The sequence below is a fragment of the Collimonas fungivorans Ter331 genome, assembly GCF_000221045.1.
Classification (GTDB): domain Bacteria; phylum Pseudomonadota; class Gammaproteobacteria; order Burkholderiales; family Burkholderiaceae_D; genus Collimonas; species Collimonas fungivorans_A.
Window position 1 is genome coordinate 1,182,957 of sequence record NC_015856.1, and the last position, 21,400, is coordinate 1,204,356.

Sequence of the window (21,400 nt, forward strand, 5' to 3'; positions counted from 1 at the left end):
AATCAACAGGAGGCCAAATGGCAACTGATTACCACCATGGCGTGCGCGTCATCGAAATTAACGAGGGAACACGCCCAATCCGTACCGTCAGCACCGCCGTCATCGGTCTGGTCGCCACCGCCTCGGATGCTGACCCGGCCATCTTCCCACTGGACACGCCGGTATTGCTGACCAACGTGATCGCCGCCTTGGGTAAGGCGGGGACGAAGGGTACGTTGCGCCGGACGCTGGAAGCCATCGGGGCGCAAACCAAGCCATTTACGATTGTAGTGCGCGTGGCCGAAGGTGCGGACGAAGCGGAAACCACCTCCAACGTTATTGGCACAACCACCGCCAGCGGCAAATATACCGGCATCAAAGCCTTGCTGGCCGCCCAGAGCAAGCTTGGCATCAAGCCCCGCATACTGGGCGCGCCAGGGTTGGACACCAAGGCGGTGACGAACGCCATGGTGAGCGTCGCACAGCAGCTTCGCGGCTTTGTCTATGCTTCGGCGCACGGTTGCCTGACCAAAGAAGACGCCGTCCTGTATCGCAAGGATTTCGGACAGCGCGAGCTGATGCTGATCTGGCCGGATTTCGTTAGTTGGGACGTCGCCACCAATGCCGAGGCCAGCATGCCGGCGGTCGCGTATGCGCTGGGGCTGCGCGCCAAGATCGACGAGGAAATCGGCTGGCACAAAACGCTTTCGAACATGCCAGTGAACGGCCCGACGGGTATCTCGAGCGACGTGTTCTGGGATCTGCAGGATCCGGCCACCGACGCCGGCTATCTGAACGGCAAGGAAGTAACGACCTTGATTAACAACGGCGGCTTCCGCTTCTGGGGATCCCGTACTTGCGAAGTGCCGGAATTTTTCTTTTTCGAGAATTACACGCGCACCGCCCAGGTGCTGGCCGACACCATCGCCGAGGCGCACTTTACCTTTGTTGATAAGCCGTTGCACCCGTCCCTGGTCAAGGATCTGCTAGAAAGCATCAATTCCAAGTTCCGTGAATTGAAGGCCCAGGGTTACATCATCGACGGCAGCGCCTGGTATGACGAGGCGTTCAACAGCAAGGAGACATTGAAGGCCGGCAAGCTGGCAATCGATTACGACTACACGCCGGTCCCGCCGCTGGAAAACCTCGTATTCCAGCAACGGATCACCGACCGCTACCTGGCCGATTTCGCCAGCCGCATAAACGCCTGATTCAACGAGTTATCACTGCGGTCCCTGCCTCGGTAGGGACCATTTATCACCAGTACGGAGAACATCATGGGCTTACCCCGCAAACTTAAAGACTTCAATTTGTTCAACGATGGCGCTTCCTACATGGGTATGGTGCCGGAACTGACCTTACCCAAGCTGACCCGCAAGATGGAAGAATACCGCGCCGCCGGCATGACCGGCCCGGTTAAGGTCGATTTTGGCAGCGAGGCGATCAATCTGGAATGGACTGCCGGCGGCTTGCTGGAAGATGCGCTCAAGCAGTACGGTGCCACGAGCCACAACGCCGTGCAATTGCGCTTTGCCGGCGCTTACCAGAACGATGACGACGGTATCACCTCGGCGGTGGAAGTCGTCGTGCGCGGCCGGCATCAAGAAATCGATATGGGCAGCGCCAAGCAGGCCACAGACACCAACCACAAGTACAACACCACTTGTAGCTACTACAAGCTGTCCGTTGATGGCGTCGTATTGATCGAGCTGGATTTCATGGGCGGCATCGAGAAGGTAGGCGGGGTTGATCGCAATGCCGACATCCGCAAAGCCATCGGCCTTTAAACCGGATCCAGTATCACCGCTTTCGCATTACCGCATTTACCCCTAAATTAAAGGAATACCAGCATGAACAAAAACACAGACACCACCAACTCCGTAGCCATCATTGGTGCCGGCACCTACAAAACCGTGGTTCTGGATGAGCCGCTGACCCGAGGCGCGTCCCAGATCACCGAAGTGCAGATCCGCAAACCAAAGTCGGGTGAGTTGCGTGGCGTATCACTGATTGAGCTGGGGCAAATGGACGTGTCCGCCCTGCAGCGCGTTTTGCCGCGTATCACGAGCCCGATTCTGACCACCCAGGATGTCGCCAATCTGGATCCGGCCGACCTGGTGTCCATCGGTGCCGAGGTCGCCTATTTTTTGGTGAAGAAAGCGGATCGTCAGGAGGTCTCCCCGACTGTGTAGAAAATCCCATGGCAGACATTGCCGCGGTGTTCCACTGGCCGCCGCAGGCAATGGATGACCTGGAAATCACGGATCTGATGGCCTGGCGCGAACGCGCTAGGGTACGAAGCGGCGCGGCAGAGTGAGAGTGAAACAATGAGCGACAAAGAATTACGGTTACAGGTGGTGTTTGCGGCATTGGACAAGCTCACCGCGCCCATGAAGAAAATTGTCAATGAATCGACGGTGTTGGGCAAAGCCATCAAGGCGACCGATGCCCGGCTCCAGGAGCTGCACGCGCAACAAAAGAAGGTCGGCCAGTTCCAGGATCTGAAAAGCGGCTTAAAAGCGACAGGCCTGGAGTTACGTAACGCGCAGCAGAACGCTAAGGCGATAGGTAGCCAATTGGCGTCCCTGTGCGCGCAGGCAACGCCTGCGGCCGACGCCATCAAAAAACTAGGGGTGGAACAGCGCAAAGCCGACGCCGTAGTGAAAAAGCTCAGTGATACCTATCGCGCGAATCTGGAACGAAACCGAGAAATGCGGGCGTCGCTCCTGGAGAGCGGTATCAGCACGAAACGACTCGGTGAGGCGCAAGCCTGGCTGAAAGGCACCATTGCGCTAACCAACGTCGAATTGTCGAGCCAGCAAAAGCGTCTGGCCGGACTCGGTGCGCAACAGCAGGCATATCAGCAGCGCGTCACCAAAGCACAGGACCACGCCGGCAAAGCACGCAATGTTGCCGGACATTTGGCGACTGCTGGCATCGGTGCCACGGTGGCCGGCGGCGTCATTGGTGCGCCTATCGTCAAGGGCGTCCAGGAAGCCAAGCACTATCAAACCGAGACCGCGCGAGTGCGCGCCCTGGGGCTCGGTGACAAGGCATCCGGCGAGGCGATTCAGTTTGCCCGCGACATGAAGACCTTCGGCACCAGCCAAAACGAGAATTTGGAGCTCATGCGTGACGGCATGACGATCTTTGCCGATGTACACCATGCGGAAATGTCTGCCCCGATCCTGGCAAAAATGAAATTTGCCAATCGCGCCATGTTTGGCCAGGAAGGCGGTGCCGAGAACGATCGTATGTTCATGGATCTATTGAAGGTCGTGGAAATGCGTGGTGGGGCCAGCAATGAAGCCAGCATGCGCAGTGAAGCGAACTACGTGCAGCAAGTCATTACCGCAACGGGCGGCCGCGTTGCACCGGAACATTGGAAGCAATTCATCCAGCGTGGCGGCGTCGCTGCGAAGGTGCTGGACGATAAGGCGTTCTATTATCAGCAGGAGCCTTTGATACAAGAGATGGGCGGGGCAACTGCCGGCGTCGGCTTGCAAAGCGCCTACCAGAATCTGTACCAGGGCAAGACCACAGCGCGCGCAGGAAAGTTCGCCGAAAGCCTCGGGCTGCTTGATCCATCTAAAGTGATGTACAACAAAATCGGCGACCTAAAAGGCTTTATGCCTGGCGCGCTCAAGAGTGGCGACCAATTCACGTCGAACCCATTGGAATGGCTGGAAAAGACACTGTTGCCGGCGCTGGCGAAAAAGGGGATCACCAAGGAAAAAGAAGTCATCGATTCGTTGGGGACACTATTTTCCAATCGCACCGCGGCTAACTACTATGCGCAGATGTACAAGCAACGCGATCAGATCCATAAGAACATCAAACTCAATACGGGTGCCGATAATGTCGATAGCCTGGAAGCCAAGGCGCGCAACACTGCCGGCGGCCGGGAAATGGAAGCCGGAGCCAAGCTATCCGATCTAAAACTGGTCATGGGTGAAAAGATCCTCCCGCTGTACACGGACGCCCTGATTGTGGCGACCAAGGCGCTAAAGGGCTTGAGCGAGTTCATGGAGAGAAATCCGGCCATGGCCAAGGCGATGATCGTCGGCTTTAGCGTGATCGCCGGCCTGCTGGTGGTGCTTGGCCCGTTGATGCTGGGCATTGCCGCCTTGATTGGCCCCTACGCCATCCTGCATGTCATGTTCGCCAAGATGGGCGTTGCCGGCGGCGTGCTCATGCCAATCCTGCGCGGTATTGCCATTGGCTTTACGGCGCTCGGCAAGGCTGTATTTTTGGCCGGCCGGCTCATGTTGACGAATCCCATCGTGCTCATCATCACTGCTATAGCTCTGGCCGCCTATCTTATCTACAAACATTGGGAGCCGATCAAGGCCTGGTTTTCTGCGTTGTGGTCCGGCATCACCACGATGGTGTCGGCGGCAGTACAGTCGATCACCGATTTTCTGATGAACTGGACGATTGTGGGCTTTGTCGCGGATCACTGGAACGATATCAAAGCGATTACGGTGGCGATCTGGGCGCTGATTAAAGGTGGCATCAGCAACGCGGCCCAGGGCATTATGGATTTCTTGATGAGTTGGCCCGTTGTTGCTGTCATCGCCAGGCATTGGGACAGTATTAGTGCCGGCGCGGCCACCGCGTGGCAATGGATCAAGGACAGGGCGGTGGGGGCAGGCCAGGGTATCGCCGATTTTTTCATGAATTGGTCGCTCCTGGGCATCATCGTCAGGAACTGGGACAGCGTCACTACGTTTATGTCTGGCCTGGTGGGTAGATTTACGGCGCTCGGCGGCAACATGATGGACGGCTTAAGCACCGGCTTCATGGACGGCCTGCATAAGCTAAAGAATGCGGTGAACAGCGTCGGCGAGAGTGCGATTGGTTGGTTTAAAGAAAAGCTCGGCATCCATAGCCCCAGCCGCGCTTTCGCGGAGCTAGGCGACTATACGATGCAGGGGCTGGCTATCGGACTTCAGCGCAGCGAGGATGGCCCGGTTGGGCAGGTTGGTAGCCTTGCCAAGCGGTTAACGCAGCTTGGCGCTGGCATCGCCATCGGTGCGGCGACAATGCCGGCCATGGCCTTTGATACGCGTCCACCAATTGCGCCGCGTGCCGCCGGCAGCAGTGCGGCTGTCCAGGGCGACACCATCCAGATCATCATCCAGCCGGCCGCCGGTATGGATGCCCAGGCCATCGCCCGCGCCGTCGCGCAGGAACTAGATAAACGCGACCGGCAAAAGGCGGCACGCCGCCGCTCCGGTCTGTCTGACTATCACGAATAAGGAATACTGAAATGATGATGGCCTTGGGAATGTTCGTCTTTAGCCTGCCCACACTGGCGTACCAGGATCTACAGCGTCAGACCGAATGGAAGCATCCGAGCTCGGCGCGCGTCGGTACTCGTGATGCCCACCAGTACACGGGCAAGGGCGACGACACAATTACGCTGACGGGGTGGATTGCGCCGGAGTTGACCGGCAGTCTCTATTCATTGGATGCGCTGCGCTTGATGGCCGACACGGGCAAGTCGTGGATTCTAATTCAAGGCACCGGCCGGATCTATGGATCGTTTGTGATCACCAGTATGACCGAGGGGCGCACGGTGCTGGCAAAGAACGGGGACGCCGGGCGCGTCGATTTTGCGGTGACGTTGAAACGTACCGATGAATCCGTGCTGACTATGGCCAGCGGACTCATGGGCATGGCAGGCGGCCTCATGGGAAAGTTAGGTGACATCGGAAGCATCAAGAGCATGCTCAGTCTGGATGCCATTGGTAAGAGCCTGAAAGATACTGTTACCAGCCAATTAACGGTAGGTAATATCGTTAAAGTCGTCAAAGGGAAATTTTAATGACCTACCCGACACCGGCTTTTAAAATTACTCTGGATGACCAGGATATTACCGCCAAGTTTGCGCCGCGCCTGGTCAGTTTGTCGCTGAGTGAATGTCGCGGCGAAGAAAGCGACCAGCTCGATATCACTTTGACCGACGCTGACGGGAAACTGGCAATTCCCCGGCGTGGCGCGCGGATCAATGTTCAAATCGGCTGGACCGATTCGGGCCTGGTCGATAAGGGGATTTTCACGGTTGATGAGGTCGAACATAGCGGCGTACCGGATCTGCTGACTCTACGTGCGCGTACGGCCAACCTGATTGATACTTTCCGGCAGATAAACGAGTACAGCTTTAGCAATACTACGGTCGGCGGCATCATCGAGGCGATCGCCTTCCGCCAGCAGTTACAGGCGGGCGTATCTGAGGCGTTGCGTAACATCCAGGTCAAGCACATGGACCAGACCCGCGAAAGCGACGCGGCATTCCTGCGGCGGCTCGGGAAGAGATACGATGCGGCCGCCACGGTCAAGAATGACATGTTGATTTTCATGCCGGCCGGCCGCAGCAAGACCCCGTCAGGCAAGGATCTGCCGACGATACAGATCACGCGCCGACTAGGTGACAGCCATCGCTTCCACACCGCCGAGCGGGATAGCTATACTGGCGTGCGCGCGTTTTGGCATGACGTGAATCACGGCGGCTTACGCCGCAGTGTGGTCGCAGGCATACCTGGTAACACCAAGCGCCTACGAACAACCTATACCACCGAGTTCGATGCGCGCACCGTAGCTGTCGCCGAATGGCAGCGGATCCAGCGCGGCCAGGCCACATTCGAAATGTCGCTTGCCCTGGGCAACCCGGCCTTGATACCACAGTCGCCAGTCAACGTCTCAGGCTTCAAGGCAGAAATCGATAGCATGGACTGGCTTGCAGCCAAGGTTACACACAATATTAGTGACGGCGGCTTTACGTCACGTATCGAACTGGAAACGCGCGCAGAGGAAGTGGAAATTGAACGCGAGGATGAAGTAGATCGGGATCCGGGAATAACGGGGGTGATTGCCAAGTGGCGCGACCTGGTCACTAAAAAGTCGGGCCAGGAACTGGAGCCAACAACCGGGGCGCGCAAACACAAGAAGTCACTGGCGGGAGCTAACGCCAATCCCAAGACCTTGCCGCGCATTTATGCCAGTCGCCAAACGGCACAACACGCGGCAAAGAGTGAGTGGGCAAAAATAACCGAGCGTCGCAACGTTATTAAGGAAAACAACGCAGACGATAAGTTGGATAGTTCAGTCGTATAGGTGGCGACTACACGTCATAGTTGTTTCTTCTAACTGATCTATGTCACATGTACGAAATTATGCTGCAGTTGACCATGAGAACAACCCACTGAAATCATCAGACCATAGAGAGCTATCCTTTTTCGGGAAGTAGTATGCCAATCCGTTCGTTTTAACCACTCCTGGCTCGGCCTGAAGCAATTGATTTTCGCTGAGAAAACCGACGCCGACTACATGGTCACGATTGGCTCCGTTCAAAAATTCACTGACGCGAATATTTAACGCCGTCGCATACTGTGACTTGTCGTTATCTTGATTTGCAAGTGAACGAAGTTGATCAGAACTTATTCCTTGTAATCCAGTTAGGAACATTCCGCCTCTGCTTTTGGAAAATTGTCGCTTTGCCGAATCGCTCAATGTGTCGAATACTGCTTTTAAGAACGTGTCGTCGGCCGCGCTTTCAACAACTATTGCAAGTGCGCCGCCAGCTTCGGTCCCGATTAATATGGCTTGACGATTTGTCGTCTCGGTTATTTCATCTATGATCGTTCTTAAATTTTTTGGAAGGGATGCCGAATTGGAACCCTTCAATACATTCGTGTCAAATTCATTAATTTTGATGCTCGAACCGTCTTGAAAAATCGCACTTTTTTTTAGAAAAATGTGCTCACCAACTTTTTTAGCCAGCCCCATTCGATCGCTATATTTGGTCGGCAGTCTTCTTGGTACGGTTAGTACAACCGAAAGTCCAATAGAAAGGCTGCTTTTGACGCTTTCGAGATGAGGCATTACCAGATGGTAGAAATCAAGCGCTTCTCGCTTATGAATCTTTCTTCCTTTATCTTCCGATATAGATTTGCACTCGACCTCTAATCCATGCGGACCGAGGCCGTTAACAAGCAGATCAAAGGTGCCTATATTTGTCATTTCCGGCCACGCTATCGACAGCCCTCGATTCACGAAGTGTGTAGCCGCGCTGAGCTCCAAACGCAAGCCACGCATGTCGTCAGGATTCCTGAACGCTCCGTGAATTCGACGCTTGAATTGCTCTGCGAGATTAGTTGGTGATGCCTTAATGATGCCCATCGCTTGGGCGGCAAAGCTCGCGGCTGGATAGATGGCATGATTGTTCATCTTCCATGGACCAGAATTATCGCCTACTAATTCTCGAATGCTTTCAAGTTGGAAAGCTATAGAGTTTTCTCGATTAATGTGGTCGTTGAGTAATTCATTTCCTTTTATATCTTGTTGGAGTTGTATTACTCGGCTTTTCCAATGTTTGTCACCAACGAAGTTGGAGAACTCCTCATAAATTTCTGGGATCTGTCCGGTCTGTATTTCGGTCAAAATCATGGAATTTCATTCATTTGGTGTTTGTCGAAGAGGCTATTTGTTTGGCATACAGCGCACGTAGAAAATTGATTTCTGCTTTACGATGTTGCCACCCCACCAGAGTGCCGCAGGGGAACAGCTCGTCCTTTGAATCAATCGCTATGAAATCGGGAAATGTAGAATTAGGCCTGTGCTTGTTTTCGTCATTGGTCATAATGACGGTTTCGTCGCGTTCAAGGAAGAATGCAAAGAATTCTTCCAAGGGCATTGGCTCAGTACAGTCGAAATAAAGTACCGAGGCTGTGCTAGCGCGATCCTGCTTATGCCCTCTCTGTAGTTGACGCGGAGGACGCTTAAAATCGTGGTCGGAAAATACTTGTAGCGCAGCCGGCGTTATGCCGATGACGCGCCATGACCAAGGGCGCGCACCCATCAACCCAGTAAGCATTCGTGTCGCGTCTGCCTTAGTAAATGCGTGCTGACACGCCTTGAATGCTTTGAATTGTGCAACGTAGATCGAGTGAAGTGCGGCACGCAGTTCTTTATCGGTGTGAATGGCATGCATATCAACCCCCTTTTCCGAATGTGGTTTAGTGGAGACGTTTCCATCCAATTTCATGCCAGTACGATGGCGCTTCACTGCTTGCATGAATGCACTCAAAAATCTCTCCAGAAACCATTCTCGTCGCGCTGCCAACTGAGTAATGTTTGCCGTCCAAGTAGCAATAGTTAGGTATCGTTGATGATACCGCGCTCGCATTCGGAATTTGATACAACGACCATCCACAGATAGTCGTCATAGCAATTAGTGCGACGGATAGCTGCTTGTGGAGTTGAGGTTTTTGATGCACATCACCTATCACAACCTGCGCGATATCACCTTGAAACGCTATGGCTGTCTTTGATCGCCATCTGGCAATCACTCCGGTAATGTTTTTTTCTTTTTCTTCGGGCCAGAGCCTATCGTCAGCCCGCCATGGATCGTTTGATCTCCCGCGACGACTTGTTCGACCTTACCGGCAAATTTCAAGTTAGGCGCGGCTTTCATAGGTGTGCCGACAACTTCAAGCATACCGAGCATATTTGCCTTTCCTCGGATATCCAGTCCGCGATAGCCCGCTATTAGCTCTTTTTCGTCTGCGGCCAACGTTGAAGTCGAGCGCTCACCGGACAAGATGTACAGAACATCTCCACCGATAGCCAAAAGCTTTGCGAGTACATCGCCACCTGGCACGGCTTGCCCGCGTTCATATTTGCTCCACATATTCTGGCTAATGCCGATATGTACGGTCATTTCTTGCTGTGTAAAACCAAGTCGGTCGCGCTCTTCACGCAGGCGCACTCCAAAATTATTATTAAAGTTCATAAAAACCGTTCACATGTAACACTATAGTGTTATACAATTGCGCCATCCCTAGCGATTACGAATCATATCATCATGACAAAGAAGCCCCCAGCTCGACGCTCTCCTAAATACATTTTGGAAAAGCCCATAGGCATTCGGTTAAAGCCGGATGAAAAGATTCTCGTTGAAATCTATGCCTCCCATGAATATCTGTCCCGTGCCGCATTCCTTCGTCGCATTGTTTTGCTCGGTGTGGAGCAGTACGAACAAAAACGTACCGATAACCCGTCAACAAAAAGGACACCGTTATGCACAAAATAAAGTTTATCTCTACCTGCACCCATCAGCACGCAGTTGTTAGTGGGTGGCAATGATGAAGCGACCAATGCAAATTGAACAGGCCTTGCGCAGCGCTCTCACCGGCCCGGGTCGGCAGGATGTGCAGCACAAAGTGGGGTGGGACGATTCCCAGGTCAGCCGTTTCCTTAATGGTGGCCAGGGCATCGTCATTGACAAAATCGACTCACTGGTTGCCGCTGTTGGATTCGTGATGGTGACCTGCAAATATCTTGATGCCGTATCGACTTTGGGCGAGGTTGGCATGCATTGCGAGTGCGCTCGGCAAGGTCAGGGCGAATGCTCACGCCGGGTATAGCTGGCAAGCGAGTTGTAGTTTGTTTCAAACCGGCGTCAGGGGCCGATTGGTGTTTCAGGTAGAGAGATTGTAGACATGAGAAATATTGGACTGTGCTGTCCCTTTTGTTCCACGCCGCCACGCGCCGTTAAAAGCCGTGTGCTTTCGTCGTTGATGAAAGAGATCACCTATCAATGCAAAAACCCCGAATGTGGTTATTCCTTCATCGCCAGTTTGGAAATATCACGGACGCTGTCGGTGTCTTCTATTGCCAAGCCTGAGATCAGGGTCCCACTGTCTCGGCACATTAATTGGTCTGCCATAAATCAGCTGACCTTGAATCTGACAACAGCTTGAGGTCCACCAATGAACCACCAACGCATCCTGGCCCCACCGTAATCACGGTCTAAGCCGTTCCCTCCCACGTTGTCTTTTGTCATGCCTGCTATCAGGCGTGCTGGTTTCGCACATTCAAAAATAAGGAAATCACATGAAGCCCTTTGTTGCTAAACAAATGATTCACCCGCTCCCCCGTTTGTCATGCCAGCGCTCTACCCGTATGCGGCAACTGCGACGCTACGCCGCCATCAAGAAAACCTGCAAGACATTCGGTTCTGGTTTGCTTTGCGGCTTTGTGTTGTTTGCACCTTCGTTTGCGGTTGGCCTTGGGTGGGTAAAGGGCTAACGCGATGTCATTTATTCCTACCTTCGCCGAATTGGCCGCACTCATTTTGCGTGAATGGCTGGCCGACTACCTGGTCGTGCGTGAACAACCTCTATTCAAGGCTGAGTATTGCATGCGGCCGGAAGTCCTAAAGTTCCTCGACATGGCTAACGGCATGGCAGGGGAGTGGTGATGAAGCATCCCGCGGACAAATTCACGGTAGATGCATTCACCAAGTCCGGACCCGGGCGGCCACGGAAGCCCGATGCTAAGACGGCTGCCCAGCGAATGCGCGAATACCGGAAGCGGAAGAAATTCGATTTCTTAAATTCCGTAACACGTTACGAAAAATAGCCATGAGCATTCCAGAAATCAGCCAGGCCGATTTACAGCGGGTGCATGCAGCGATGCATATCACCGTGCCACTAGATCAGGCATCGCCAATGCTGCTCACCACCCTGGCGGTAGTGGCGCATTGCTGGCTTAAAAAGCAAGAACGAAAACAATTCCCTATGGAGCCCGAGAAAACGCCACAGCGGGCTCGTAGACATACTAGAACGTATGACCTGCCGGACGAGCAGCAACTATCCATCGATTTAAAACGCCGCGCATCTGGTGACTTTGACTGACCAATATGAATCCATCCTTACACGCCGACATTCTTAACCGTTTGTCTGAATTCAATTTTAAGCAAGAAAAAAAGGGCTATCTGCGCGGCGGCACCTGCCCGCAGTGCCAGAAAAAAGAGCTGTACATCAACGCCGACAACCCCTGGGTGCTGCGTTGTGGTCGCCTGAATAACTGCGGCTGGGAAGGCCACGTCAAAGAGCTGTATCCGGATCTGTTTGACGACTGGAGCAAGCGCTATCAGACGCCCGAGACAACCAATCCGCAAGCCGCCGCTGATGCCTATATGCAGCATGGCCGGGGCTTCGAACTGGCGCGCGTCCAGGGCTTGTACCGGCAAGAGAGCTATTTCGACAAGGAACTGAATATCGGTAGCGCCTCCGTCCGTTTCGCGGTCGCTGACGGCTACTGGGAGCGGCTGATCGATAAGCCGCATCGCTTCGGCAAGAAAAAGGCGCGCTTTAGCTTTGGATCTAGCTATCACGGTAAATTCTGGTCGCATCCGTCGCATAGCTTGCAGGCGGTGACGGAGATCTGGATTGTAGAGGGCATCTTTGATGCTATCGCCCTTGAGCATCACGGCATCGCGGCGGTGTCGATCATGAGCTGCAATAACTACCCGTTGCAATCGTTGCAGGATCTCCGCGACGCGCGAGGAAATCAGGATTGTTGTCTGGTGTGGGCGCTAGATGGCGACGCCGCCGGCCGCAGCTTTACGACAAAGCATATAGAACGGGCGCGGGCCGCTGGCTGGAAATGCAGCGCTGCGCAGATCCCGCAAAACGGCAAAGCAAAGCTGGATTGGAATGATCTACATCAGCGCGACAAGCTGATGGAGCCGGATATTGAAAATTACCGCTATCACGGTGCGTTGTTGGTTGCCGGCAGCGCTAGCGACAAAGCTTTGCTGATCTACGGCAAAGAGGGGAAGACGGAGTTCGATTTCGAGTTCCGGAATCGCCTCTACTGGTTCGACCTAGATCTGGCTGCCTATAACAAGGAAATGGAGCATCTTGATAGCGAGGGCTCGACCACCATCCTGTCCGAGGCCGGCAAGCGCGAGAAGGCGCTATTTGCGGCACACACGATACGTCCGATCGCTAACTGCAACCCGGTGGCGCTGTACTACCAGAAAAACGAGATTACGGACGAAGCCTGGTATTACTTCCGGGTGGATTTTCCGCATGATGGCGCATCGATCAAGAACACGTTTACCAGTTCGCAGATATCCAGCTCAGCCGAGTTCAAAAAGCGCCTGTTAGGTATCGCTCCTGGTGCGATGTTCAGTGGCAGCAGCTCGATGCTGGACCGCATCATGGAGCGCGACCTATTTCACATTAAGCGCGTCGAAACCATCGACTACATCGGCTACAGCAAGGATTACGGTTGCTACGTCCTGGACAACGTCGCCATTAAGGACGGCACACTGTATGACGTCAATGGCGAGGATTTTTACGACCTGGGACGAATCGCGGTCAAGTCGTTGAATCGCTCTGTGTCCTTGACCATTAACCGGGATCCGGACGGCTATACGACAGAATGGGTGAATTTGCTCTGGAAGGCATTCGGCGCAAAGGGCATGGTCGCGCTCACCTTTTGGTTCGGTTCGTTGTTCGCCGAGCAGATCCGCGCGACACAGAGCTCATACCCATTCCTGGAAGTGGTTGGCAAGGCGGGTGCCGGCAAATCAACGTTGATCGAGTTTCTTTGGAAGCTGTTCGGCCGCAACGGCTATGAGGGGTTCGACCCGAGCAAATCCAGCCTGGCGGCCCGCGCCCGTAATTTTTCTCAGGTATCCGGGTTGCCGGTGGTGCTAATTGAGTCCGACCGGGAGCGTATGGACGGCGAAAAGAGCCATGTTAAATCGTTCGATTGGGACGAGCTCAAGACCGCTTACAACGGACGATCAACCCGGGCGCGCGGCATGAATACCGGCGGTAATGAGACCTACGAGCCGCCGTTTCGTGGTGCCATCGTGATTTCGCAGAATAACCCGGTCAACGCATCCGAGGCGATCTTGTCGCGGATCGTCCACTTGTATTTCGATTTGACAACACAGACGCCGGAATCCGGCGAAGCGGCCGACGCCTTGAAGTTCATGCCGGCAGAAAAGGTATCCGGATTCATCCTGGCCGCCACCAAGCGCGAAAAGAAAATCATGGAAACCGTGGCCGAGCGCACGGCGGTCTATTTAAAAGAGCTACGCATGCGTCCAGAGGTCAAGATGCCGCGCTTGGTCGAAACACACGCACAGATGCTGGCGCTGACCGACGCCCTGGGGCTGGTCATCAAACTGACGCCAGAACAGCAAGGGGCGATGCGTGAGCAAATCATCACCATGGCCGGAGAGCGTCAACAGGTCATTAATGACGACCATACCCTGGTGCAGGAGTTTTGGGAGGCATTCGACTACCTGGATAGCAACGACATGCACCGCCTGAACCATTCCCGCGACCCGCAATTGATTGCCGTCAATCTGAATCACTTTGTCCAGATAGCCGCCGAGCGCCGTCAGCAAATCCCGGTCATTGGCGACCTAAAGAAAGTATTGCGCACCAGCCGCCGCCGCAAGTTCGTTGATGTGCGGGTGGTTAATAGTCAGATCCGCGCCAGAGATAACGCCATAGGCAGTACCGCCATGAAGTGCTGGGTATTTCAAAACGACAAGCCAGGTAACTAATCGGGGGAGGATATAAATATGAAAAAATCCGAGAATGAACACCGAAGGCAGGTGTGCAGCGTCACGTCCTTGTATGCGGCTTTCAGAAAGGAAATCCATGTCAGAACATGACAAGGTCAACGCGCAACAAGTCGCAGTAATATTGGGGGTATCAATCAGACAAGTATATGATCTAGCTGCACCGGCGGGGCCAATACCTTGTTATAGGCTGGGCCGCCGGATTATTTTTAACCGTTCCGATATCAATGGATACCTGGAGTCATGCCGATTTATAGAGATAAAGCGCGAGGTTGTTTCGTCTTTGAATTCGACCGCCGCCTTGCGGGGCAACGTGTCCGCACTAGAAAGCACCTTCCGAAAACTTGGAATAAATCCCAGGCGGATGCCTTTGAGCGGCAAGAGTCGGCCAAGCTCTACGCTCTCGCAACAAGCATCGAACGTGCTGAACATACAATCGAGGAAGCCGTCGACGTCTACATAAAGGAACGAACGCCACATTTGAAAAGTGGTGCCAATGTGGAGCGGGAATTGGGGCAGATGTTCTTCGCATATCAGGGGCGTCCGATTACTGCGCTTGCGGAGGCCTGCAAGTTTTACATTGCGAAGGCGGGCAGGGCAGACGAGACCAACGACAAACCCTTGGCACCGGCCACGTTGCGTAATCGGGTTCGGTATCTGACATCCGCCTGCCGGTATGCCTGGAAATATCACAACATGGGCGAACATGATCCAGCCGAACGCGTTATCTCTCCAGTGGTTCGAAACGAACGCAGATTTTTTATTGATAGAAAGGTGATGCTCCAACTCTGCCGAGTCTGTAAGCATCGAGCAACGCGCGCCGCGATCCGGATCGCCTTTTATAGTGGCATGCGTATGAACGAAATCATCATTGCCGAACGAACGGAGTCTGCCTTTGTGTTGGCCGACACGAAGAACGGTGAGCCTAGGATTGTTCCGATGCATCGCAAGTTACGCGGGTGTGCAAACATCATGCTTCCGGACCAGAGTCGTATTTCAAAGCATTTTCGCGATGCGAGGAACGAGCTTGGTATGGCTTGGCTGCATTTTCACGATCTGCGACACAGTGCGGCAAGTGCAATGATTAACGAGGGCGTCGATCTATATACGGTTGGCGCGGTTCTTGGGCACAAATCGTCCGCCAGTACTCAGCGTTACGCGCACCTGGCAACGGAGTCTTTAAGGTCGGCAATTGACAGAATTGGTCAAAAAAATCCCCACCAAAAGAAAATGCGGGTTGCATGAAATCTCACGCAACCCGCATCAGTCTTGGTGGGCCCCCCCAGAGTCGAACTGGGCACCAACGGATTATGAGTCCGCTGCTCTAACCAAGCATGAGCTAGGGGCCCAATTAATCGATCCCGTATTATAGAAAAATACCTGGACGAAAGGTAAGCGAATTATCGTGAATCATTCAAAAAACACCGAATGATCCACGAATAATCTTAATTACCTTCGAGGAAGCTCTTCAGCTTGTCGGAGCGGGAAGGGTGGCGCAGCTTGCGCAGCGCTTTGGCTTCTATTTGACGGATCCGCTCACGCGTGACGTCAAACTGCTTGCCGACTTCTTCCAGGGTATGGTCGGTCGACATCTCGATGCCGAAACGCATCCGCAATACCTTCGCTTCGCGCGGGGTCAGCGAATCGAGGATGTCCTTCACCACGCCGCGCATCGATGCATGCAAGGCAGCGTCGGCCGGGGCCAGGGTGTTGTTGTCCTCGATGAAATCGCCCAGGTGCGAATCGTCGTCGTCGCCTATCGGCGTTTCCATCGAAATCGGCTCTTTGGCGATCTTCATGATCTTGCGGATCTTGTCTTCCGGCATTTCCATCTTGATCGCCAGCGTCGCCGGATCCGGCTCTGCGCCTGTCTCTTGCAAGATCTGGCGCGAGATGCGGTTCATCTTGTTGATCGTTTCGATCATGTGCACCGGGATACGGATGGTGCGCGCCTGGTCGGCGATCGAACGAGTAATGGCCTGGCGGATCCACCATGTCGCATAGGTCGAGAATTTATAGCCGCGACGGTATTCGAACTTGTCGACCGCTTTCATCAGACCGATATTGCCTTCCTGGATCAGGTCCAGGAACTGCAAACCGCGGTTGGTGTATTTTTTCGCGATCGAGATCACCAGCCGCAAGTTGGCTTCGGTCATTTCACGCTTGGCCATGCGGGCTTTTTTCTCGCCCGCGCCCATCTTCTTGTTGATGCCGCGCAGATCCGGCAGCGGCAGCACGACGCGCGCCTGCAAGTCGATCAGGCGTTGCTGCAGTTCTTTCACGGCAGGCACGTTACGGCTCAGTACGGTGCTATAGGCATGGTTGCCGCTGACTTCGCCGTCGACCCAGTCGAGATTGGTTTCGTTGCCTGGGAATACCTTGATGAAATGCGGGCGCGGCATGCCGCACTTGTTGACCGCGACATCGAGGATCTGGCGTTCGATCTGGCGCACTTCATCGACCTGGCCGCGCAGGGTGTCGCACAATTTTTCGACGACCTTGGCGGTAAAGCGGATTCCCAGCAATTCGTTGGAGATGATCTCTTGCGCCTTGACGTAAGGCTTGGAGTTGTAGCCTTCTTTTTCGAAAGCCTTGCGCATCTTGTCGAACTGGGTCGAAATGGTCTCGAACTTGCCGAGCGCATCGCGCTTCAGCTGTTCCAGCTGTTCCGCCGAGAAGCCGGCCGCGCCCGAAGTCGAGCTGGCGTCGTCTTCTTCCGCGTCTTCTTCTTCCTCTTCTTCCTCGTCGTCGCTGTCTTCGTCGGCGGCAGTAGCTGCTGCGCTGGCGGTGGCCGCTTCGTCAGTCTGGTTAGGGTCAACCAGGCCATCGACGATTTCATCGATCTTGATTTCGTCCTTGCCGATCTTGTCCGCCGCCAGCAGGATTTCTGCGATGGTGGTCGGGCAGGCGGAAATCGCCTGGATCATGTCTTTCAAGCCGTCTTCGATACGCTTGGCGATCTCGATTTCGCCTTCGCGCGTCAGCAGCTCGACCGAGCCCATTTCACGCATGTACATGCGGACCGGGTCGGTGGTGCGGCCGAAATCCGAATCGACGGTAGACAGCGCGGCTTCCGCCGCAGCTTCGGCGTCGTCGTCGCTGGCGACGGTGGCGACGTTATCCGACAGCAGCAGCGTTTCCGCGTCTGGCGCCTGTTCGTAGACGGCGATCCCCATGTCGCTGAAAGTACCGATGATGCCTTCGATGGCTTCCGGATCGATAATGTTTTCAGGCAGGTGATCGTTGATTTCGGAGAAAGTCAGGAAGCCGCGCTCCTTGCCCATCTTGATCAGGGTCTTGAGCTTCTGGCGGCGCGCTTCGAGTTCTTCTTCGCTGGCTTCGGTATCGGACGAGAAGGCGTCTTTCAGCAATGCCTTTTCCTTGGCTTTGCGATCTTTCGCCTTGGCCTTGTCGACCGCTTTCAGTTCGGCGCGTTCGACAGCATTGAGCGCCGCGACCTCGTCGTTTTCCGGCTGGAATTCTTTTGGCTTGCGGCCACGACGTCCGGGCACCTTGACCGACGGCAGGATGTAGCCGGAAGTATCAATCGCCGCCAGTGTTGCGGCATCCGTGGTTTGACTTACGCCTGATCCGATCATCACGCTGACATCGGCTTTAACTGGGGCCGGCGCTGCATTTTTGGATGATTTGACGACTTTGAGTTGTGGTTTCTTGATTGTCACAGGGGCTTTCGATTTCACAGATACTGGTTTTGCAACAGTTCTTGATGCTTTCGTGGTCGTTGCAGTTGCTTTAGAAACTACTTTCTTGCTAACGGGCTTCGCCGGCGCTTTGGATGAAGCTGCCGTCTTTTTAACGGGGGACTTCGAACTTGAGGATGAGGTGCTTACATTGGCCTTGGCCGCAGCCGGCTTTTTTACGGAAAGTGTCAGGGATTTTGCTGGTCTCTTCATTGCATTCGCCATGGAATCAAATACCAATTGGTTACACTGATTTGCGCGCTGCAGCTGCCTGTACTCTGTCCGTTTGAATGTTGATAAGCTTAAATCGCTGACAGAATCACTTGAGCGCCTGCTTTTATTGCTACCTTTACTGCATCCTTGCTGTTTTCCTCACCACGTTCTTGCCCGTCTAAATCAATCTGGTGCTACTATCAATTCAAGCCCAATTCGCAAGGCCTAATTCGGCTGAGCCTAAGGCGTTGAATCTAAAGCCTTTAATTATAGCATATGGAGGGCCTTTCCTCCAATGAGGACGGCTCTGCAACGTCGTCCGATTTGCCTGTTTTGCGCCGATTTATCTATATTTCAAGTAATTTCTTAGCGCGAATTCATTTCGGCCTCAGCCTCGCGCCGCAACTGTTCTTGTTTTTGCATCAATTCCCGATAGCGGTTGCGCGCATCGTCATTGCCAAGTCCGGTCGCCGCCAGCTGGTCGAGCTCCTCTTTCAATGTCTTCATTTTAGTCTGACGAATTGCGCCCGCCAGTTCTAATCGCGCCGCTTCCGTTTCGGATTCCGATTCTGCTGCAATTTCTGCAATCAATGATTCAAAATCCTCGCCGCCTTCCCGCAGATGCTCGGCCAATGTTGCAAAATTGGCTTGTTCGCCCATTGCATGGCTGGCAGTGATCAGGCGCGCCAGCATTTCCGCCCGGTCCGGTGCGAAATGCGCCACGGCGTCCAGCGCGGCGTCGTCCAGTTCCGAGGCGAACGCCGGGTGGGCGACCAGCAGGCGGATGATCTGCCGTTCCAGCCCGACCGGCGGCGGCCGGTTGCTGCGCGGCGGTGCGCGGCGCGCGCTGGCGATCGGCTTGGCCAGTTCAAACAAGGACTCGATCTCGTTAGGCGTCGATTGCGTCAGCTGCGCCAAGCCGCGCACGATCTGCAGCCGCAGCGACGATGGCGGCATCAGTTGCATTAAGGGCTTGGCATCGTATTGCGCCCGCGCACGTCCTTCGGAGGTGCTCAAATCGGCTTCGGCCGTGACCTCGTTCAGCAAGAATTGCGATAACGGCATGGCGTCATGGATCTGGCGCTCGAATGCCTCTGCTCCCATTTCCCGCACAAAGCTGTCCGGATCGTGTTCCTGCGGCAGGAACAGGAATTTGATGACCTTATTGTCGGTAGCGTGGGGCAGGCAGGCGTCCAGCGCGCGCCGTGCAGCTTTGCGGCCGGCGCGATCGCCGTCGAAACTGAAGACGACATGATCGGTCTGGCGCAGCAATTTGTGCACATGGGTCGGCGTGCAGGCAGTTCCCAGCGTGGCCACTGCCTGCGGGAATCCCAGTTGCGCCAATGCCACCACGTCCATATAACCTTCGGTCACCAGCACGTAACCAGCATCGCGGATCGCCTGGCGCGCTTCGAACAGCCCATACAGCTCGCTACCCTTCTGAAATAGGGGTGTTTCCGGCGAATTCAAGTACTTGGGCTCGCCGCTGTCCAGTACGCGGCCGCCAAAACCGATGACCTGGCCTTTGGTATTGCGTATCGGAAACATGATGCGGTCGCGGAAACGATCGTAGCGTTTGCGATTGTTGCCTTCCTCATCCGTGCGGTCGATCACCAGGCCGGATTCGACCAGGGCGGTGGCTTCATAGTCGGGAAATACCTGGCGCAGGCTGTCCCAGTTGTCGGGCGAATAGCCTAATCCGAATTTGGCGGCGACTTCGCCTGTCAGGCCGCGGCGTTTCAGGTAGTCGACTGCGTTTGGAGCGCTGCGCAGATGCTGGCGGTAAAAGTCGCAGGCGGCGCTCATGGCATCCGACAAGGCCATGCTCTTGGCCTGGTATTCGGCCCGTTGCGCCGGCGGGATCTTGTCGTCGTTGTCCGGCACCGTCATGCCGACGCCTTGCGCCAGGTCTTTCACCGCCTCGACAAAACCGAGGCCGGAGTATTCGATCAGGAAGCCGATCGCAGTGCCGTGCGCGCCGCAGCCAAAGCAGTGGTAAAACTGCTTGGTCGGGCTGACCGTGAAGCTGGGCGATTTTTCGTTATGGAAAGGGCATAAGCCCATCAGATTGGCGCCGCCTTTTTTCAGCTGCACGTACTTGCCCACCACGTCGACGATGTCGACGCGGTTGAGCAGGTCCTGGATAAAGGATTGTGGAATCACGTGGATTCGACGGCAGGCGGCGCTTTATTGGACAATCGGGCAATCAGGCTTTGCTCAGCGCAGCTTTCACCAGCCCTGAAACCGCCGTCATGTCGGCACGGCCGGCGAGCTTAGGTTTCAGTATGGCCATGACCTTGCCCATGTCTTGCGGGCCGCTGGCGCCGCTGGCGGCAACGGCGGCCGCCAGTTCAGCCTGGATTTCCGCATCCGTCAGACCGGCCGGCATGTAGGCGGAGAGAATAAGCAGCTCCGCTTTTTCTATGTCGGCCAGATCCTGGCGGCCGCCGGCTTCAAACTGGCTGATGGAATCTTTGCGCTGCTTGATCATCTTTTCGATGATGGCCAGCACGTGGGCATCGCCCAGTTCAATGCGTTCGTCCACTTCTTTTTGCTTGATTGCCGCGGTGATCAGGCGGATGGCGCCGAGTTTCGCAGTTTCTTTGGCGCGCATCGCCGCCTTCATGTCTTCGGTGATCTGTTCTTTCAAGCCCATGCGGTTCTCCATTCGGTGGTGTTTTTCATCTGAAATCGGAAAAACAAAAATGATGGTGCGACCGTGCGACGCTACCGGTGCGAAAAACGGCAAAACCCGCTGCGGAGCAACACCGGAGCGGGTTTGTAACGCAATTCAGTCAGCCGCACTAAGTGCGATGAAGAATTAGTGCAAATATTAGTACAGTTTTTTCGGCAATTGCTGGCTGCGAATGCGTTTGTAATGACGTTTCACAGCAGCTGCCAGCTTGCGCTTGCGCTCAGCAGTTGGCTTTTCGTAAAATTCACGTGCACGCAACTCAGTCAGCAGACCTGTTTTTTCAATAGTGCGCTTGAAGCGACGCATCGCAACTTCGAAGGGCTCATTTTCTTTAAGACGAATTGTGGTCATGTAAATTCAAACCAAGTTTGTATAGGGAAGAACGAGAGTATAGCTGGGAAAATGGATAAATGG

23 protein-coding genes, 1 tRNA gene and 1 pseudogene are annotated in these 21,400 nt (G+C 54.6%); 17 read left to right on the forward strand and 8 right to left on the reverse strand.

The genetic code is table 11. The features are described 5' to 3' along the window. Positions 1-17 precede the first annotated feature (17 nt). From CFU_RS05245 to CFU_RS05275, 7 genes are all read left to right on the forward strand, one after another. The gene (locus CFU_RS05245) at positions 18-1,190 is read left to right on the forward strand and encodes a phage tail sheath protein (protein ID WP_014005000.1); all 1,173 of its coding nucleotides are present in this window, start codon (positions 18-20) and stop codon (positions 1,188-1,190) included. A 66-nt stretch (positions 1,191-1,256) separates the two neighbouring features. After that, positions 1,257-1,766, forward strand: coding sequence for a phage major tail tube protein (locus CFU_RS05250; protein WP_014005001.1), 510 nt, complete (start codon positions 1,257-1,259; stop codon positions 1,764-1,766). Between the two features lie 63 nt (positions 1,767-1,829). Next, positions 1,830-2,171 (forward strand): phage tail assembly protein, encoded by a 342-nt coding sequence (locus CFU_RS05255; RefSeq protein ID WP_014005002.1) that lies wholly within the window; start codon positions 1,830-1,832, stop codon positions 2,169-2,171. Between the two features lie 8 nt (positions 2,172-2,179). Further along, positions 2,180-2,296, forward strand: coding sequence for a GpE family phage tail protein (locus CFU_RS23680; RefSeq protein ID WP_014005003.1), 117 nt, complete (start codon positions 2,180-2,182; stop codon positions 2,294-2,296). Positions 2,297-2,306: 10 nt separating this feature from the next. Then, a complete protein-coding gene (locus CFU_RS05265) occupies positions 2,307-5,240 on the forward strand; it encodes a phage tail tape measure protein (RefSeq protein WP_014005004.1) in 2,934 nt (977 codons plus the stop codon). Between the two features lie 11 nt (positions 5,241-5,251). After that, on the forward strand, positions 5,252-5,809 hold the full coding sequence (locus CFU_RS05270; protein WP_014005005.1) for a phage tail protein: 558 nt from the start codon (positions 5,252-5,254) through the stop codon (positions 5,807-5,809). Further along, positions 5,809-7,098: a phage late control D family protein gene (locus CFU_RS05275; RefSeq protein WP_014005006.1), complete on the forward strand. Its 1,290-nt coding sequence runs from the start codon at positions 5,809-5,811 to the stop codon at positions 7,096-7,098. Before CFU_RS05270 ends, CFU_RS05275 begins: the two co-directional genes overlap by 1 nt. Before the next feature lie 57 nt (positions 7,099-7,155). Here the strand turns inward: CFU_RS05275 and CFU_RS05280 are convergent, their stop codons facing one another. From CFU_RS05280 to CFU_RS05290, 3 genes are all read right to left on the reverse strand, one after another. Next, entirely contained in the window at positions 7,156-8,430 is a 1,275-nt protein-coding gene (locus tag CFU_RS05280; protein WP_014005007.1) for a hypothetical protein, read from the reverse strand. Positions 8,431-8,440: 10 nt separating this feature from the next. Then, on the reverse strand, positions 8,441-9,070 hold the full coding sequence (locus CFU_RS05285) for a hypothetical protein (RefSeq protein ID WP_148264765.1): 630 nt from the start codon (positions 9,068-9,070) through the stop codon (positions 8,441-8,443). Between the two features lie 258 nt (positions 9,071-9,328). Beyond that, positions 9,329-9,775, reverse strand: a complete 447-nt coding sequence (locus CFU_RS05290; protein WP_081466411.1) for a helix-turn-helix domain-containing protein — start codon at positions 9,773-9,775, stop codon at positions 9,329-9,331. 72 nt (positions 9,776-9,847) lie between these two features. On the opposite strand from CFU_RS05290, the gene CFU_RS24365 reads away from it, so the two are divergent. The 9 genes and pseudogenes from CFU_RS24365 (at position 9,848) to CFU_RS05310 (ending at position 15,622) form a co-directional block, all read left to right on the forward strand. Next, positions 9,848-10,075, forward strand: a complete 228-nt coding sequence (locus CFU_RS24365) for a hypothetical protein (RefSeq protein ID WP_148264766.1) — start codon at positions 9,848-9,850, stop codon at positions 10,073-10,075. A gap of 52 nt (positions 10,076-10,127) precedes the next feature. Further along, positions 10,128-10,409 (forward strand): hypothetical protein, encoded by a 282-nt coding sequence (locus tag CFU_RS05295; protein WP_041743025.1) that lies wholly within the window; start codon positions 10,128-10,130, stop codon positions 10,407-10,409. Positions 10,410-10,562: 153 nt separating this feature from the next. Beyond that, positions 10,563-10,745 (forward strand): ogr/Delta-like zinc finger family protein, encoded by a 183-nt coding sequence (locus CFU_RS23685; RefSeq protein WP_238531439.1) that lies wholly within the window; start codon positions 10,563-10,565, stop codon positions 10,743-10,745. 133 nt (positions 10,746-10,878) lie between these two features. After that, the gene (locus CFU_RS24370) at positions 10,879-11,073 is read left to right on the forward strand and encodes a hypothetical protein (RefSeq protein ID WP_148264767.1); all 195 of its coding nucleotides are present in this window, start codon (positions 10,879-10,881) and stop codon (positions 11,071-11,073) included. A gap of 4 nt (positions 11,074-11,077) precedes the next feature. Then, on the forward strand, positions 11,078-11,245 hold the full coding sequence (locus CFU_RS24795; protein ID WP_190275224.1) for a hypothetical protein: 168 nt from the start codon (positions 11,078-11,080) through the stop codon (positions 11,243-11,245). A gap of 163 nt (positions 11,246-11,408) precedes the next feature. Further along, entirely contained in the window at positions 11,409-11,681 is a 273-nt protein-coding gene (locus tag CFU_RS05300; protein ID WP_041741348.1) for a hypothetical protein, read from the forward strand. A 5-nt stretch (positions 11,682-11,686) separates the two neighbouring features. After that, positions 11,687-14,359 carry a toprim domain-containing protein gene (locus CFU_RS05305; protein ID WP_014005010.1) on the forward strand — a complete coding sequence of 891 codons (2,673 nt, stop codon included), beginning with the start codon at positions 11,687-11,689 and terminating at the stop codon, positions 14,357-14,359. Between the two features lie 97 nt (positions 14,360-14,456). Continuing rightward, positions 14,457-14,567 (forward strand): annotated as a pseudogene (locus CFU_RS25490) (hypothetical protein); the annotation flags it as partial. Positions 14,568-14,620: 53 nt separating this feature from the next. Further along, on the forward strand, positions 14,621-15,622 hold the full coding sequence (locus tag CFU_RS05310) for a tyrosine-type recombinase/integrase (protein ID WP_014005011.1): 1,002 nt from the start codon (positions 14,621-14,623) through the stop codon (positions 15,620-15,622). Positions 15,623-15,647: 25 nt separating this feature from the next. On the opposite strand, the gene CFU_RS05315 is transcribed toward CFU_RS05310, so the two are convergent. Beyond that, a tRNA-Ile gene (locus CFU_RS05315) sits at positions 15,648-15,726 on the reverse strand. Between the two features lie 96 nt (positions 15,727-15,822). After that, positions 15,823-18,060, reverse strand: coding sequence for an RNA polymerase sigma factor RpoD (gene rpoD / locus CFU_RS05320; RefSeq protein ID WP_085959135.1), 2,238 nt, complete (start codon positions 18,058-18,060; stop codon positions 15,823-15,825). Here rpoD and CFU_RS24165 point away from each other — a divergent pair. Then, positions 18,017-18,331, forward strand: coding sequence for a hypothetical protein (locus CFU_RS24165; RefSeq protein ID WP_190275274.1), 315 nt, complete (start codon positions 18,017-18,019; stop codon positions 18,329-18,331). The two genes, rpoD and CFU_RS24165, sit on opposite strands and share 44 nt — an antisense overlap. A 326-nt stretch (positions 18,332-18,657) precedes the next feature. Here the strand turns inward: CFU_RS24165 and dnaG are convergent, their stop codons facing one another. The 3 genes from dnaG to rpsU form a co-directional block, all read right to left on the reverse strand. After that, positions 18,658-20,454: a DNA primase gene (gene dnaG, locus CFU_RS05325; protein ID WP_014005013.1), complete on the reverse strand. Its 1,797-nt coding sequence runs from the start codon at positions 20,452-20,454 to the stop codon at positions 18,658-18,660. A gap of 43 nt (positions 20,455-20,497) precedes the next feature. Then, positions 20,498-20,947, reverse strand: coding sequence for a GatB/YqeY domain-containing protein (locus CFU_RS05330; RefSeq protein ID WP_041741349.1), 450 nt, complete (start codon positions 20,945-20,947; stop codon positions 20,498-20,500). A 177-nt stretch (positions 20,948-21,124) separates the two neighbouring features. Next, positions 21,125-21,337, reverse strand: coding sequence for a 30S ribosomal protein S21 (rpsU, locus tag CFU_RS05335; protein ID WP_005665410.1), 213 nt, complete (start codon positions 21,335-21,337; stop codon positions 21,125-21,127). Positions 21,338-21,400 lie beyond the last annotated feature (63 nt).

What these genes read in the sequence shown, in the direction of transcription:
- CFU_RS05245 (WP_014005000.1), top strand. Translation starts at nt 18, where the DNA reads ATGGCAACTGATTACCACCATGGCGTGCGCGTCATCGAAATTAACGAG.
- CFU_RS05250 (WP_014005001.1), top strand. Translation starts at nt 1,257, where the DNA reads ATGGGCTTACCCCGCAAACTTAAAGACTTCAATTTGTTCAACGATGGC.
- CFU_RS05255 (WP_014005002.1), top strand. Translation starts at nt 1,830, where the DNA reads ATGAACAAAAACACAGACACCACCAACTCCGTAGCCATCATTGGTGCC.
- CFU_RS23680 (WP_014005003.1), top strand. Translation starts at nt 2,180, where the DNA reads ATGGCAGACATTGCCGCGGTGTTCCACTGGCCGCCGCAGGCAATGGAT.
- CFU_RS05265 (WP_014005004.1), top strand. Translation starts at nt 2,307, where the DNA reads ATGAGCGACAAAGAATTACGGTTACAGGTGGTGTTTGCGGCATTGGAC.
- CFU_RS05270 (WP_014005005.1), top strand. Translation starts at nt 5,252, where the DNA reads ATGATGATGGCCTTGGGAATGTTCGTCTTTAGCCTGCCCACACTGGCG.
- CFU_RS05275 (WP_014005006.1), top strand. Translation starts at nt 5,809, where the DNA reads ATGACCTACCCGACACCGGCTTTTAAAATTACTCTGGATGACCAGGAT.
- CFU_RS05280 (WP_014005007.1), bottom strand. Translation starts at nt 8,430, where the DNA reads ATGATTTTGACCGAAATACAGACCGGACAGATCCCAGAAATTTATGAG.
- CFU_RS05290 (WP_081466411.1), bottom strand. Translation starts at nt 9,775, where the DNA reads ATGAACTTTAATAATAATTTTGGAGTGCGCCTGCGTGAAGAGCGCGAC.
- CFU_RS24365 (WP_148264766.1), top strand. Translation starts at nt 9,848, where the DNA reads ATGACAAAGAAGCCCCCAGCTCGACGCTCTCCTAAATACATTTTGGAA.
- CFU_RS05295 (WP_041743025.1), top strand. Translation starts at nt 10,128, where the DNA reads ATGAAGCGACCAATGCAAATTGAACAGGCCTTGCGCAGCGCTCTCACC.
- CFU_RS23685 (WP_238531439.1), top strand. Translation starts at nt 10,563, where the DNA reads ATGAAAGAGATCACCTATCAATGCAAAAACCCCGAATGTGGTTATTCC.
- CFU_RS24370 (WP_148264767.1), top strand. Translation starts at nt 10,879, where the DNA reads ATGAAGCCCTTTGTTGCTAAACAAATGATTCACCCGCTCCCCCGTTTG.
- CFU_RS24795 (WP_190275224.1), top strand. Translation starts at nt 11,078, where the DNA reads ATGTCATTTATTCCTACCTTCGCCGAATTGGCCGCACTCATTTTGCGT.
- CFU_RS05300 (WP_041741348.1), top strand. Translation starts at nt 11,409, where the DNA reads ATGAGCATTCCAGAAATCAGCCAGGCCGATTTACAGCGGGTGCATGCA.
- CFU_RS05305 (WP_014005010.1), top strand. Translation starts at nt 11,687, where the DNA reads ATGAATCCATCCTTACACGCCGACATTCTTAACCGTTTGTCTGAATTC.
- CFU_RS05310 (WP_014005011.1), top strand. Translation starts at nt 14,621, where the DNA reads ATGCCGATTTATAGAGATAAAGCGCGAGGTTGTTTCGTCTTTGAATTC.
- CFU_RS05330 (WP_041741349.1), bottom strand. Translation starts at nt 20,947, where the DNA reads ATGGGCTTGAAAGAACAGATCACCGAAGACATGAAGGCGGCGATGCGC.
- rpsU (WP_005665410.1), bottom strand. Translation starts at nt 21,337, where the DNA reads ATGACCACAATTCGTCTTAAAGAAAATGAGCCCTTCGAAGTTGCGATG.